Source organism: Paraburkholderia sp. EG286B, assembly GCF_040965655.1.
GTDB lineage: Bacteria > Pseudomonadota > Gammaproteobacteria > Burkholderiales > Burkholderiaceae > Paraburkholderia.
Map to the genome: position 1 here is coordinate 118,606 of NZ_JBFRCF010000013.1, position 12,420 is coordinate 131,025.

At 67.3% G+C, this 12,420-nt stretch carries 14 protein-coding genes and 2 pseudogenes; 12 read left to right on the forward strand and 4 right to left on the reverse strand.

Translation table 11 applies throughout. The features are described 5' to 3' along the window. Positions 1 to 114: 114 nt before the first annotated feature. Genes AB4Y42_RS26735 through AB4Y42_RS26745 form a run of 3 tightly spaced genes read left to right on the forward strand, consistent with a single transcriptional unit; the run spans position 115 to position 3,730 of the window. Positions 115 to 1,323 carry a YbfB/YjiJ family MFS transporter gene (locus AB4Y42_RS26735; RefSeq protein ID WP_368695842.1) on the forward strand — a complete coding sequence of 403 codons (1,209 nt, stop codon included), beginning with the start codon at positions 115 to 117 and terminating at the stop codon, positions 1,321 to 1,323. Continuing rightward, positions 1,320 to 2,600 (forward strand): MFS transporter, encoded by a 1,281-nt coding sequence (locus tag AB4Y42_RS26740; RefSeq protein ID WP_368687245.1) that lies wholly within the window; start codon positions 1,320 to 1,322, stop codon positions 2,598 to 2,600. The genes AB4Y42_RS26735 and AB4Y42_RS26740 overlap by 4 nt, the downstream gene beginning before the upstream one ends. Positions 2,601 to 2,629: 29 nt before the next feature. Beyond that, positions 2,630 to 3,730 carry an NAD(P)H-dependent flavin oxidoreductase gene (locus AB4Y42_RS26745; RefSeq protein ID WP_368695843.1) on the forward strand — a complete coding sequence of 367 codons (1,101 nt, stop codon included), beginning with the start codon at positions 2,630 to 2,632 and terminating at the stop codon, positions 3,728 to 3,730. Between the two features lie 87 nt (positions 3,731 to 3,817). Here AB4Y42_RS26745 and AB4Y42_RS26750 read toward each other — a convergent pair whose 3' ends face one another. Further along, positions 3,818 to 4,282: a RidA family protein gene (locus AB4Y42_RS26750; protein WP_368695844.1), complete on the reverse strand. Its 465-nt coding sequence runs from the start codon at positions 4,280 to 4,282 to the stop codon at positions 3,818 to 3,820. A gap of 101 nt (positions 4,283 to 4,383) precedes the next feature. Between AB4Y42_RS26750 and AB4Y42_RS26755 the strand changes: the two genes are divergently transcribed. After that, positions 4,384 to 5,340 carry a LysR substrate-binding domain-containing protein gene (locus AB4Y42_RS26755; RefSeq protein WP_368695845.1) on the forward strand — a complete coding sequence of 319 codons (957 nt, stop codon included), beginning with the start codon at positions 4,384 to 4,386 and terminating at the stop codon, positions 5,338 to 5,340. 132 nt (positions 5,341 to 5,472) lie between these two features. Beyond that, positions 5,473 to 6,612, forward strand: coding sequence for a hypothetical protein (locus tag AB4Y42_RS26760; protein ID WP_368695846.1), 1,140 nt, complete (start codon positions 5,473 to 5,475; stop codon positions 6,610 to 6,612). Between the two features lie 91 nt (positions 6,613 to 6,703). Here AB4Y42_RS26760 and AB4Y42_RS26765 read toward each other — a convergent pair whose 3' ends face one another. Continuing rightward, positions 6,704 to 7,063: a hypothetical protein gene (locus tag AB4Y42_RS26765; RefSeq protein WP_368695847.1), complete on the reverse strand. Its 360-nt coding sequence runs from the start codon at positions 7,061 to 7,063 to the stop codon at positions 6,704 to 6,706. 101 nt (positions 7,064 to 7,164) lie between these two features. Here AB4Y42_RS26765 and AB4Y42_RS26770 point away from each other — a divergent pair. The 7 genes and pseudogenes from AB4Y42_RS26770 to AB4Y42_RS26800 all read left to right on the forward strand — a co-directional run. Next, positions 7,165 to 7,481, forward strand: a pseudogene (locus AB4Y42_RS26770) (DUF4142 domain-containing protein); the annotation flags it as partial. Continuing rightward, positions 7,478 to 7,810 (forward strand): cupredoxin family copper-binding protein, encoded by a 333-nt coding sequence (locus AB4Y42_RS26775; protein WP_368687239.1) that lies wholly within the window; start codon positions 7,478 to 7,480, stop codon positions 7,808 to 7,810. The pseudogene AB4Y42_RS26770 and the gene AB4Y42_RS26775, both read left to right, overlap by 4 nt. A gap of 35 nt (positions 7,811 to 7,845) precedes the next feature. Next, positions 7,846 to 8,079 (forward strand): annotated as a pseudogene (locus tag AB4Y42_RS26780) (sigma factor-like helix-turn-helix DNA-binding protein); the annotation flags it as partial. 167 nt (positions 8,080 to 8,246) lie between these two features. Next, positions 8,247 to 9,317, forward strand: a complete 1,071-nt coding sequence (locus tag AB4Y42_RS26785; RefSeq protein WP_368687238.1) for an MBL fold metallo-hydrolase — start codon at positions 8,247 to 8,249, stop codon at positions 9,315 to 9,317. A 21-nt stretch (positions 9,318 to 9,338) separates the two neighbouring features. After that, complete coding sequence (locus tag AB4Y42_RS26790; RefSeq protein WP_368687237.1) at positions 9,339 to 9,602, forward strand: hypothetical protein; 264 nt, start codon at positions 9,339 to 9,341, stop codon at positions 9,600 to 9,602. A gap of 112 nt (positions 9,603 to 9,714) precedes the next feature. Then, the gene (locus AB4Y42_RS26795) at positions 9,715 to 10,581 is read left to right on the forward strand and encodes an AraC family transcriptional regulator (RefSeq protein WP_368687236.1); all 867 of its coding nucleotides are present in this window, start codon (positions 9,715 to 9,717) and stop codon (positions 10,579 to 10,581) included. 39 nt (positions 10,582 to 10,620) lie between these two features. Next, the gene (locus AB4Y42_RS26800) at positions 10,621 to 11,235 is read left to right on the forward strand and encodes a hypothetical protein (protein ID WP_368695848.1); all 615 of its coding nucleotides are present in this window, start codon (positions 10,621 to 10,623) and stop codon (positions 11,233 to 11,235) included. A 16-nt stretch (positions 11,236 to 11,251) separates the two neighbouring features. On the opposite strand, the gene AB4Y42_RS26805 is transcribed toward AB4Y42_RS26800, so the two are convergent. Together AB4Y42_RS26805 and AB4Y42_RS26810 are read right to left on the reverse strand one after the other, a co-directional pair. Beyond that, positions 11,252 to 11,431 carry a hypothetical protein gene (locus tag AB4Y42_RS26805; RefSeq protein ID WP_368687234.1) on the reverse strand — a complete coding sequence of 60 codons (180 nt, stop codon included), beginning with the start codon at positions 11,429 to 11,431 and terminating at the stop codon, positions 11,252 to 11,254. Positions 11,432 to 11,457: 26 nt separating this feature from the next. Further along, positions 11,458 to 12,210, reverse strand: coding sequence for a hypothetical protein (locus AB4Y42_RS26810; RefSeq protein WP_368695849.1), 753 nt, complete (start codon positions 12,208 to 12,210; stop codon positions 11,458 to 11,460). Between the last annotated feature and the right edge of the window lie 210 nt (positions 12,211 to 12,420).

Genomic DNA, 12,420 nt, shown 5'->3' on the forward strand with positions numbered 1-12,420 from the left:
CGCCACGCGGAAGAATGACTTACGTATCGCGGCGATTCTCTCGCTGCACGATCTAACCTAGACTGGCTCCCATGTTCAGCGGGTGCTTCATTGCAAGCGCTCCCGGGAGTCGTCATGCATCAAGCCGTCTCGAATCCGTCCGCGCCTGCGGCCTACAACGTCTGGCGGGGCACGCTCGCCGGGGCCAGCGCAAGCCTCATCGGTATTGGCCTCGCGCGTTTCGCCTATACGCCGTTGCTGCCCGCCATCATCGGCGCCCACTGGTTCCCCGCCTCGACCGCCGCCTACCTCGGCGCCGCCAACCTGGGCGGCTATCTGGCCGGCGCGCTGCTCGCGGGCGCGATGGTCCGCGCCGCCAAACCCGCCACCGTGCTGCGCGCGATGATGCTGCTCGCGACCCTCGCCTTCGTCGCCTGCGCGGTGCCCGTTTCGTTCCTTTGGTTCTTCGTCTGGCGCTTCGCCTCGGGCCTGTCGGGCGGCGCGTTGATGGTGCTCGCCGCACCCACGATCCTCGCGCACGTGCCGGCAGCGCGCCGCGGTTTCGCGAGCGGCGGCATCTTCACGGGCATCGGGCTCGGCATTGCCGCCTCGGGCACGATCGTGCCGATTCTGCTGCGCCAGGGCCTGACGGCCACGTGGCTCGGGCTTGCCGTCGTCTCGCTGCTGCTCACGGCCGTGGCGTGGAACGGCTGGCCCGAGCACGGCACGCCCGCGCACGCTCACGCGCCTTCGCGCTTCGAGCACGCCAAGGCTTACCCCCGCACGCAACTGCGCGCGCTCTATGCCGAATACGGGCTGAATGCCGTGGGGCTCGTGCCGCACATGATCTTCCTCGTCGACTATGTGGCGCGCGGGCTGGGCCGCGGCGTGGATGCCGGCGCCGAGTTCTGGGTGCTGTACGGCATCGGCGCGATCGTCGGCCCGCTCGCGGCGGGGCATCTCGCCGACCGCGCGGGCTTCGGTCCGGCGCTGCGCGCCGCGTATCTGGTGCAGGCCGTGGCGGTCGCGATTCCGGCGCTCGGCTTCTTCGGTCCGGCGGGGCTCATGGTTTCCGCCGTGCTGGTGGGCGCCTTCACGCCCGGCATCGTGCCGCTGGTGCTCGGCCGCGTGAACGAGCTGCTCGCGCATCATCCATCCGCCGTGAAGGGCGCGTGGAGCCGCGCCACGACGAGCTTCGCCGTGATGCAGGCGGTTGCCGCCTACGGGCTGTCGTTCGTGTTCTCGTCGAGCGGCGGCAACTACCTCGTGCTGTTCGCGATCGGCGCCGCGGCGCTCGTGCTCGCGCTCTTCGTCGATCTCTTCTCCGCGTTGAGGGCCAGGTGAATACCACTGTTTCTTCTCCCGTGGCTGCACTCCAGCAGACAAAGCCGCAGCCGCGTGGCTACTCCGAGCGCAACGCGCAGTACTGGCGGCGCAATCTCGTCGTGTGCGTGATCGGCTCGTTCACGACGCTCGTGAGCCTCAGCATGCTGCTGCCGTTCCTGCCGCTCTACGTGCGGCAGCTCGGCGTGAGCTCGCAGTCCGCCGTGATCCAGTGGTCGGGCGTGGCATTCGGCGCGACCTTCCTCGGCACGGCGCTCACCGCGCCGGTCTGGGGGCGTCTCGCCGACCGCTATGGCCGCAAGCCCATGCTCGTGCGCGCGGCCATCGGCATGGCCGTGGTGATGTCGTTGATCGGCGTGGCGCACAATGTGTACGAGCTCGTCGCGCTGCGTCTGATCGCCGGCCTCGTGGGTGGCTACGCGTCGGCTTCCACGGTGATGGTCGGCACCCAGGCGCCGCGCGAGCGCGCAGGCTGGGCGCTCGGCATTCTTTCCACGGGCGCGCTCGCGGGCAATCTCGTCGGCCCGCTGGTGGGCGGCGTGCTGCCCGGCTGGATCGGCATTCGCGGCACCTTTTTCGCCGGCGGCGCGATGATCGCCGTGGCGGCGCTGCTGACCATCTTCGTGGTGAAGGAAGAGTTTCATCCAGAAAGCGACGCGAAACCGCACGCACGCAATGCGGCGGCCGGTGCGGGCAGCGGCGCGCGCCGTCCGGACTACGCGGTGCTGGCCGCGCTGCTCGTGACCGCGATGATGGTGCTGCTCGCCAACATGTCGATCGAGCCCGTCATCACGGTGTATATCGGCAGTCTGGGTGTGGGCGCGGCGCATCTCGCGCGCGTGGCGGGCGTGGTCATGGCATGCTCGGCGCTTGGCAGCATGCTCACGGCGGCGCGCCTCGGCGCGCTGGCCGACCGCTTCGGGAGCTGGCGCGTGATCGTCGCCTGCCTCGTGCTCACGGGGCTCGCGATGGTGCCGCAGGCGTTCGTCACCCACTGGTGGCAGCTCGCGGGCCTGCGCGTGGTGATGGGCATGACGCTCGCGGGACTCTTGCCGTCCATCGGCAAGCTCGCGCGGCAGTCGGTGGACGAAAGCAAAACGGGCCGCATGCTCGGCTATTTGCAGTCGGCGCAATTCAGCGGCCAGGTGGTGGGCCCGGTGATCGGCGGCGTGATCGGCGTTCACTTCGGCCTGCACGCCGTGTTCTTCGCGACCGGTGCGCTGCTGGTCGCATGCGGCGGACTCGCGCACTGGGCGCAGCGCCGCGCTCACGCTTGAAACGGGAACGGATCCGGAGGGAACGCAACATGAGCACTCAAGTGGACCAGCGGGCGTTGCTGCGCTCGCTCGGCATTCAGAAGCCGATCATCCAGGCGCCCATGGCGGGCACCACCACGCCGGCGCTGGCCGCCGCCGTGTCGAATGCGGGCGCGCTCGGCTCGCTGGGCGTGGCCGCGATGAACGCGGAGAACGCGCGCCGCGCGATCCACCAGACGCGCGAGCTGACGGCCAAGCCCTTCAACGTCAACGTGTTCTGCCATCGCCCGGCTACGCCCGACGCGGCCGTGGAGCGCGCGTGGCTCGACTGGCTCGCGCCGGTGTTCGAGCAATACGGTGCGAAGGCGCCCGCGTCGCTCTCGGAGATCTACACGAGCTTCGTCGTCGACAAGGTCATGCAGTCCATGCTGCTCGAAGAGAAGCCGGCGGTGGTGAGCTTCCATTTCGGCCTGCCGCCCGATGCGGTGATCGCCGAACTCAAGCATGCGGGTATCCGTTTGTTTGCGAGCGCAACCAGTCTCGACGAAGCGGCCGCAGCGGTGGAGGCGGGCGTGGATGCGATCGTCGCGCAGGGTGTGGAGGCGGGCGGCCATCGCGGCGTGTTCGACCAGAATGCCCGCGACGACGGCCTCGGCACGTTTGCGCTCACGCGCCTGCTGGTGAGCGAATTCGACGTGCCCGTGATCGCGGCGGGCGGCATCATGGACGGCGCGGGCATTGCCGCCGCGCTCGCGCTGGGCGCGCAGGCGGCGCAACTGGGCACGGCGTTCGTGGCCTGCCCGGAGAGCGCGGCCGACGAAGGCTATCGGGCCGCCTTGCTCGGCGACGCGGCGCGCCATACCACCTTCACCTCGGCGATCTCGGGGCGGCTTGCGCGCAGCATCGTCAACCGCTTCACCGCGCTTGGCGAGGACCCCAAGGCGCCGCGCGTGCCGTCTTATCCGATCACGTACGACGCGGGCAAGGCGCTGATCGCGGCTGCGAAGGCCAAGGGAGAATGCGGCTACGGTGCGCAGTGGGCGGGCCAGGCCGCGCCGCTCGCGCGCGCGTTGCCGGCGGCCGAGCTGGTGGCGCAACTGGAGCGCGAGACGCGCGAGAGCATCGCACGGTTGCAGTCGGTGTGGGCTTGAGCGGTATTTGATCGACGCAAACGGGAACATCGGCACGCGCGATGGATGCGCGTGCCGATGTTCCTTTAGATGGCGGCAAAGACGGCGTCAGGCAGGCAGAATCTGCGCGATCACCACGAGTTCGACGGGCAGATCGAGGGGCAGTCGCGCATGCGAGAACGCGGAACGCGCGTGCCCGGCCTTCTCGCCGAGCGCGTCGGCGAAGAGATCCGACGCGGCGTCGAGTACGACTGGCTGCTCGAGAAAGCCTTCTGCGCTGCTCACGTGGCCTTCCATGCGCACGATGTGATGCAGGCGCTCGAAGCTGCCCAGGTGCCGCTTGATTTGCGCGAGCACGTTCAAGGCGGTGAGTTGCGCGGCCTCGCGGCCTTGTTCGAGCGTCAGCTCCGCGCCCACGCGTCCGCTCCAGCGCAGCTTGCCGTCGACGAGCGGCCCCTGGCCGGAGATGAAGAGCAGATTGCCCGCCTCGGAAGCTGCTCTGTAGTTGCCGAGCGGTTGCGGCGCGGTGGGCAGGGCGAGGCCGAGATCGGCAAGTTTTTGTTCGACGGACACGATGTTCTCCTCCAGGGGTGATGAGTATTCGCCTATGCGGGACGCTTCAGGATAGAACTAAAGCATCGGGCGCGAACAGGAGCAATCAGGAGAAAACGGGCATGCAACGCAAATTCGACGATCTGCTGCTGGGCAGCATCGAACTGTTCTGCCAGGCGGCGGAGCTGGGCAGCTTCACGCTGGCGGCCAATGCGGCGAGCGTCACGCCCGCCGCGGTGAGCCGATCCGTGGCGCGGCTCGAAGAGCGGCTCGGCGTGCGCCTGTTCGTGCGCACGACGCGCCAGATCCGCCTGACCGATGCGGGGCGGCGCTACTTCGAACAGTGCCGCCAGGCGCTCTCGCAACTGGTGGATGCGGAGCGCGAAGTCACGGGCGAACAGACCACGCCGGCCGGCGTGCTGCGCATCAGCATGCCCACGCCCTACGGGCACTATCGCGTGCTGCCGCTCTTGCCGGCATTTCGCGAGCGCTATCCGGAAGTGCAGGTCGACACGCATCTGAGCAACCGCAATATCGACTTCGCGGATGAAGGCTTCGACCTGGCGATTCGCGGACGCGCGCCCGCCGATTCCAACCTGGTGGCGCGCAAGCTCGAAGACGCGGAGATGGTGGTGGTGGCAACGCCCGCTTACCTGAAGCGCGCGGGCGCGCCGAAGACCGTGGCGGATCTGCAGTCGCACGAATGCATACAGTTCGAACTGCCAAGTAGTGGTCGCCATCTTGCGTGGACGTTCGACGGCAATGCCAATGAAGACGGCGATGTGATCACGAGCGGAAGTTACGGAACGTCGGGCGACGCGCTCGCCGGCGTGACGCTCGCGCGCGCGGGGGCGGGGCTGTTCCAGACGTATCGCTTCGTGGTGGCCGACGACCTGCGCGAAGGCAGGCTCGTGGAAGTGCTGCGCGAGGAGGGTGGACGTACCCGGCCTTTCATTCTGCTGTATCCGCACGCGCGTTATCTGACGTCGCGGGTGCGGGCGTTCGTGGACTTTCTGGTGGAGCAACTGGCGGCGCCTGCGCTTGCGCCGAAAGCGAAAATCGGCGTGGCAAAGCGTTGAAGCGCGTTTAGCGGAATAGCCCCGCCTGCGGATCGTTTACGCAAGACGCGGGGCGCGCGAAGCATGGTGCGTTCACTGGCCGCGCGAGTCGTCCTGGCGCTCCGGACCGTCCCCGCGAGAAGGAGGTGTCAGATGAAAGCTTCTCGCTCGTTGTCTGCATGTCGTTCATACTTCGGCCGGAACCGGGCGGCGTTCGTGCCGCGACTGCGTCACCTGGCGTTGGGCGCCGGGCTCTTCGCCCTTGCGCTGGGAACCGTCCGCGCCGACGCCCTGCAGGCGATCCTGCCGCCGGCCTTCGCGACTTCGTCGACCGTGCCGTCCAACGGCGACGTCAATCCGTATGGCATTGCATTCGTACCGTTCGGCGTGCCCTCGTGGAGCACGCTCAAACCCGGCGACGTGGTGGTGTCCAACTTCAATGCGCAATCGAATCTGCAAGGCACCGGTACGACGATCGTCAAGCTCGTTCCGAATAGCCAGCCGGTGACGTTCTTCCAGGGCGCGCACCTCGGTCTCACGACGGCGCTCGCCGTGCTGAGAAGCGGCTTCGTGCTGGTGGGCAATGTGCCGACCTCCGACGGCAAGAACGTCATCGCGCCGGGCTCGCTCCTCGTCATCAATCCGCAGGGTCGGCTCGTCAAGGAACTGAAAGATGCGCGGCTGCTCGACGGCCCCTGGGACCTCACCGTGCTCGACGGCGGGCAGTTCGTGAAGGCCTTCGTCTCGGATGTGCTCAATGGCACCGTCGCCCGGATCGACCTCGCGATCGGCGAGAACGGCGTGACGGAGTTGCCCTCCTCGACGATCGTCGCTTCGGGCTACCTGCATCGCACCGATCCGGCTGCACTCGTCGTCGGCCCGACAGGCCTCGCCTATGATGGCCAGCACGACGTGCTCTACGTCGCCTCGACGGGCGACAACGCGGTGTTCGCCATCTACGGCGCGGCGGGTGCGAATCATGGCGGCGGCGTGGGGCGGCTGATCTATCAGGACAACACCCATCTGCACGGACCGCTTGCCCTTGCGCTCGCCCCGAACGGGCATCTCGTCACGGCCAACGGCGACGCCGTGAACGCCGACCCGCAGCAGCCCAGCGAGATCGTCGAATTCACCGTGGAAGGGCAGTTCGTCGCGCAGATGTCGGTCGATCCCACGGCGGGTTCCGCGTTCGGGCTCGCATTCGGCATGGACAGCCAGCACCACTCGCAGTTTGCCGCCGTAGACGACAGCAGCAATGCGGCAACGGTCTGGACGTTGCGCACGGGTAACTGATCGACAACAATGCAACGTCACTTTCCTCGGCTCGCCCCGAAACACCGGGGTGGCCCGGGCAATGACAATCGGTTAGCTAACCGAAATAATGTCAGGGCTTTACGGTGTGCCACATGCCTTTGAAGCCGTCGCCGTTCATCTGGCCGGCGTGCGTGTCCTTCGAGTAGCGATAGAGGGGGTGGCCCTTGTAGGTCCATTGATGCTTGCCGTCCTCGGCAGCGATCAGCCCCCAGTCGCCGCTGGCCTTGTCGTAGGGGTCGGCGAGCGCGGCCGGCCACATGCTTGCGCACGCACCGGCGCAGGCGCTTTTGCCTTGCACCGTGTCCTTGTCGAAGGTATAGAGCGTCATGCCGTCATCGTCGACGACCATGCCGTTGGTCACTTTCGGCGCTTCCGCGAACACCGCGATGGGCAGAAGGCAAGCCATGGCGCACAACAAGATTCTGGTCATGATTTCAGTCCTTTTAAGCACCCCGCCGGGATATGTGTTAAACGGCTGACAGCGGCCTTTCTTCCATTTTCGGTTTGCCAATGGGAACAGCCTCGCGATTCGTGAATCAGGCAGCCGTCAAACTCGTGCCAAGCTGGGTGTCACGCCCGAAGCCAATCCGACCAGCGAGAGCCTGAAGCAGGGTGGCGAGGCCAACATGGCGAATCTCGAGACGCTCAAAGGCGCGGCGTTCGATCGCGCGTATATCGACCATGAAGTGACGTATCACGAACAGGTCATCGACGCGCTCGACAAGACGCTCATTCCCAGCGCGCAAAACGCCGAGCTGAAGGCCTTGCTCGTGAAGGTCCGCCCGGCGTTCGTCGCGCATCTGGAGCACGCGAAGCGCGTGCAGGCGTCGCTCGCGACTTCGCAATGAGCCGCTTGCGCCGTGTTGCGCTGGGCGTGTGCGCAATCGTGTGTGCGGCCGCTGCCGGGCCAGCGGCGGCCGCCCGCTACGTCGTCGCCATCGAGCAGATGCGCTTCGATCCGCCGAGCGTGACGGTTCACGCCGGCGACAGCGTCGTGTGGGTCAACAAGGACCTCGTGGCGCACACGGTCACCGCCGACGCCAAAACGTTCGACTCCGGCAGCATTGCGCCGGGTGCATCATGGCGATATGTCGTGAGCAAACGGGGACGCCATGCCTACTCGTGCCAGTTTCATCCGGTGATGCATGGCACCGTGATCGTGGAGCCGGGACCATGACGAATGAGGAGGCGACGCTGGCCGAAGCGCACCCCTTGCCCGTAGGTTTTCGCACGGTCTTCGTGCTGAGGACCGTCGAGGAAATGAGCATCGAGGAAACGGCGCAGGTGCTGAATATCCCTGAGGCCACGGTGCGCAGCCGTCATTTCCGCGCGAGGAATTTGCTGCGCGAAGCGCTGGCCGAGGAGGTCGACCGGCTGGGTCCCGAGTTGTTCGAATTCGGCGGGGGATGCTGCGATCGCATTGTCGCTTCGGTGCTGCAGAAGCTCGGGCGGACCTGGCGCGGACCTGGCGCGGCGTTCGCATTGCCGGCCTCCCGCGCTTTGGTTCGCTGCCGAACAAATGCGGGTAGATCGCGCACGTCGAGCCGCCGGGTCGAAACCGGATGCGGCATACTGGAAAGCAAACCACGCGTTTGCCCAAACAGGGAGCCGCGATGATCTTTCGCCAGCTTTTCGACCCCGTATCGTCCACCTATACCTATCTGCTCGGCGACCCCGCAAGCGGCGAGGCGCTGCTGATCGACCCGGTCTACGAGCAGGTGCCGCGCGACCTCGCGCTGCTGCAGGAGCTGGGCCTGCGCCTGCAGGCGACGCTCGACACCCATGTGCATGCCGACCATGTCACGGGCGCGTGGCGCTTGCGCGAGCGCAGCGGCAGCCAGATCGCGCTCGCCGACGTAGTGGGCGCCGAGGGCGTGAACCGTGCGCTGCGGCACGGCGATCGCATCGCCTTCGGCAAGCGGTATCTGGAAGTGCGCGCCACGCCCGGCCACACCAGCGGCTGCCTGACCTACGTGCTCGACGACGCGAGCATGGCCTTCACCGGCGACAGCCTGCTGATACGCGGCTGCGGCCGCACCGATTTTCAGGGCGGGAGCGCGGAACAGCTGTTCACCTCGGTACGCGAGCAGATCCTCACGCTGCCCGACCACTGCCTGCTCTACCCGGCGCACGACTATCGCGGCATCACGGTCACGAGCGTTGCGGAAGAGCGGCGCTTCAATCCGCGCCTGGGCGGCGACGTCGATCTCGGCGACTTCGCGGGCTACATGCACAACCTGAATTTGCCGCACCCCAAGCAGATGGCCGTCGCGGTGCCCGCCAACCTGCGCTGCGGCAAGCCCGAAGGCGACGCGCCGATCCAGGAAACGCCCGACTGGGCGCCGCTCACGCTGCGCTTTAGCGGCGTATGGGAAATCGAGCCCATGGCGCTGCTGGAGCATGCGGCCGCGCTGCAGATCGTCGACGTGCGCGAGGCGCCCGAGTTCATCGACCATCTCGGCCATCTGCCCGATGCGAAGCTCGTGCCGCTCTCGGAGCTGACGGCGCGCATCGACGAGCTCGATCGCGACCGGCCGGTCGTGGCGGTGTGCCGCTCCGGCGTGCGCTCCGCGCAGGCAAGCGTTTTGCTGAGCAAGGCGGGCTTCGGCAAGGTGGCCAATCTCGCCGGCGGCATGTTGCGCTGGAAGGCCGAAGGATTGCCCGTCGCGCCGTGCAGTCCCTGATGATGCCTGGAGGAGACGAACATGACCGCCCACGACTTCGCCGAGTTTTCCTGGGACGAGCAGGAAGACGTCAAGGCTGTGCTCGCGAGCCGGGGCCTCGACCTGCGCGAGTTCCGCATCTCGGACCATGAGAAAACGGCCAACGGCGGCGAGCGCGCGGCGATTCGCCAGGTATCCGTCACACGGATCGCCAACGGCAAGACGGCCACCTACGACACCGATCACTTCGCCCCGTGGATCACGGATTTCGACGAAGCGCTGCAGGCCGGCGAGTTCGACGACTGAACCCGATAGAGCGGGCCCCGAAGAGACCGAGGGCACGCTCTGTCCTCCGCGCAGGGCTGGCGTACACTCGTGCCCTTGGGAAAGGAATCGGGATCAGGGAGCCAGGCTTGCCATGACGAACGCCACGGTGACTGAGGGCCGGAACGATCACTGGCTCGTCGCGCGGCGCGATCCGCAGACGGGCATCGAGAGTCTGCGCGCGCATTTCAGCGGCCACGCGTACGACCCCCACGATCACGACGACATGCTGATCGGCTATACGGAGCAGGGGGTGCAGCGCTTTCAGTGTCACCGGTCGCTGCATACGAGCGTGCCGGGCCGCGCGATCCTGATCGAGCCGGGCGCGCTGCACGACGGCCACGCGCCCGAGCCGGGCGGCTTCACCTACGCGATGCTGTACCTGCCGCAGCCGTGGGTCGAGCGTGCGGCGCGCAGGCTGAACATCGCGGGCCTGGGCGGCGTGGCGGCCGCTTTCGGCCAGACGCTCGTGGACGACCCGCGCCTGATCGAGGCGATCCGCCGTGCGTTTCTCGCGCTATACGGCGAGGAAGGCCGGCTCGCGCGCGACGTGGCGCTCGACCGCTTGCTGGAGCACCTGGGCGGCCATCTGCTCGATACGACCGCGGCGGCGCCCCCCGCTTCGCCCGCGCTGGCCCGTGCGCGCGATCTGCTGCACGAACACATGAGCGCGAACATCGGGCTCGATGAACTCGTCGACAGCTCGGGCATCGACCGGTTTCGTCTGACGCGCCTGTTCCAGCGCGAGTTCGGCACGTCGCCCCATGCGTACCTGGTGCGCTTGCGCCTGCGCGCCGCGCGCAGGCTGCTGGCGGCGGGTCACACGCCGGCCCGGGTCGCCGCGGAAGTGGGTTTCGCCGACCAGAGCCATCTCGGCCGCTGGTTTCGCCGCGCGTACCGCATGACGCCGGCCACCTACCGGCGCATGTGCGCGCGCATGGACACGGACACGCCGGACTAAACGCATCCTGCAGGCCATGTCATATCGATTCCAGGCCCGATGACCGGCGCACACCATGACACCGCGGCGCTCTTTGGCGCGGCGGGTACGGCCATCTCGCTGTTCGCGGCCGTTCCGTACGGACTCGCGACCTACCGGCGCACCATCCGCCCGCATCTCTTTACATGGCTCGTCTGGTCGGTCGTCACGGCCATTGCAGCCGCCGCGCAATTCGTGGCGGGCGCCGGGCCTTCCGCGTGGTGTACCGCGGCAATCGCCTTCACGTGTTTCCTTACGTTCGTGGCGAGCATATTTCGCGGCGATCGAAACTGGACGAAAACCGACTGGTTCTTTCTCGGCGCCGCGTTTTCGGCGATTCCCGTCTGGCTGCTCACGGCCGACCCCACGCTTTCGGTCGTCATCGTGACGTTGATCGAACTCGCGGGTCTCGGTCCGACCATGCGCAAGACGCTCCGCGATCCCTGGAGCGAAAGCCTGCTCTATTTCGCGCTGTGCGTTCTCAAATATCTGCTGGCGGTGCTGGCGCTGGAAAAGTGGACGGTGGCCGTCGCGTTTTATCCGGCCGTCAACCTCGCTGCCTCGATCTGGATTTGCACGCTGATGGCCGTGCGGCGCCGCGCGCTGGCGCATACGAGTATGCGTTCGCGCCTGTGATCGCGCTGCGTTCGTGTCACGGCCGGTATAACCAGCTCGCCGGTTGTGTGCCGACGAATGCGCAAGCGCCGCCGGCAAACGCGGCGATGCCCAGCGACGGATAGCGGGCCGTAAAAGGGTGCACGCAGATCAGCGCGACGAACGTGAAGAGCCCGGTGAACATGCCGCGTTTGAACTTGACGGTGGTTTCTCGCACGGCGGCTCCTCGCGGGTAGTTCTGCGCTATCGGCTCAACGCGGCCTGAGCCCGTTGCAGCCACTCGCTGTTGTGCTCGCGGGCGTGGCGCGGCCAGTGCTTCGCGTCGTGCACGATCTCGGCGTAAAGCTCGCGCGAGCGCTGGCGGTCGGCGTCGCCGGGCTGCTTTGCCAGCCAGTCGGCGAACAGGCAACGCGGGGCGGCGTCGCTGGCGCACGAGAGCGCGGCCTCGAACGCGGCGCGCGTGCCCGCTGCGCCGTTCGCGGCGAGCGCCCGTGCATACAGCAAGGAGGGATCCGGCTGCTGGCGGGCGACGGGCTGGACGGCGAACAGTTTTTCGAGCGTCTCCTGGGTGGCCGCGGCATGGCCGTTGGCGAACTGCGCGCGCGCGAGGCCCTCGAGCAACGCGGGATCGGATGCGAACGGCCCGGAGGCCGCCGCCTGGTAGTGCTCCAGCGCTTCGACGGCGTTGCCCGCGTCGAGCAGCGCAGCGCCCAGGCGCATACGGTGCGCGACGGTCGGCGCGCGGTCGAAATCGTTGCGCGCTTCCCGCACGGCGCGGTTGGGATCGACCAGTTGCGAGATGGCCCGGCCTGTCGCCCTCGCCCCGCGCGACTGGCGCAGGCTCGGCAGATAGATGACGAAGAAGTAGACGAGGCTGCCGAGGCCGGGGAACAGAAACAGGATCAGCAGCCAGTACATGTTCTGCTGGTTGCGGATGGCATGCACTGCAAAGAGCAGCGCGATGATGACGTAAAGGCTGATTCCGAAAATGCGCATGGACGAGAGGGCCCGGTGTGGTGCGTGGTTGTGTTAATGATACCCGCCGGCAGCTTGCGTTCGCGTGCAATCGCCATGCTATCGCGGCCTTGCGGATCGGCGACGGACGGATCGGCTCCCGCCTCGATCAACAGCGCGGGCGTAGCGAGCCGTTTGAACCGCGTGGCATGGAAAAGCGGCGTTTCGCCGTGCGCCTTGAGGCTCAGTCAG

What these genes read in the sequence shown, in the direction of transcription:
- AB4Y42_RS26795 (WP_368687236.1), top strand. Translation starts at nt 9,715, where the DNA reads ATGACGAACGCCACGGTGACTGAGGGCCGGAACGATCACTGGCTCGTC.
- AB4Y42_RS26785 (WP_368687238.1), top strand. Translation starts at nt 8,247, where the DNA reads ATGATCTTTCGCCAGCTTTTCGACCCCGTATCGTCCACCTATACCTAT.
- AB4Y42_RS26760 (WP_368695846.1), top strand. Translation starts at nt 5,473, where the DNA reads ATGAAAGCTTCTCGCTCGTTGTCTGCATGTCGTTCATACTTCGGCCGG.
- AB4Y42_RS26800 (WP_368695848.1), top strand. Translation starts at nt 10,621, where the DNA reads ATGACCGGCGCACACCATGACACCGCGGCGCTCTTTGGCGCGGCGGGT.
- AB4Y42_RS26745 (WP_368695843.1), top strand. Translation starts at nt 2,630, where the DNA reads ATGAGCACTCAAGTGGACCAGCGGGCGTTGCTGCGCTCGCTCGGCATT.
- AB4Y42_RS26810 (WP_368695849.1), bottom strand. Translation starts at nt 12,210, where the DNA reads ATGCGCATTTTCGGAATCAGCCTTTACGTCATCATCGCGCTGCTCTTT.
- AB4Y42_RS26765 (WP_368695847.1), bottom strand. Translation starts at nt 7,063, where the DNA reads ATGACCAGAATCTTGTTGTGCGCCATGGCTTGCCTTCTGCCCATCGCG.
- AB4Y42_RS26735 (WP_368695842.1), top strand. Translation starts at nt 115, where the DNA reads ATGCATCAAGCCGTCTCGAATCCGTCCGCGCCTGCGGCCTACAACGTC.
- AB4Y42_RS26755 (WP_368695845.1), top strand. Translation starts at nt 4,384, where the DNA reads ATGCAACGCAAATTCGACGATCTGCTGCTGGGCAGCATCGAACTGTTC.
- AB4Y42_RS26775 (WP_368687239.1), top strand. Translation starts at nt 7,478, where the DNA reads ATGAGCCGCTTGCGCCGTGTTGCGCTGGGCGTGTGCGCAATCGTGTGT.
- AB4Y42_RS26790 (WP_368687237.1), top strand. Translation starts at nt 9,339, where the DNA reads ATGACCGCCCACGACTTCGCCGAGTTTTCCTGGGACGAGCAGGAAGAC.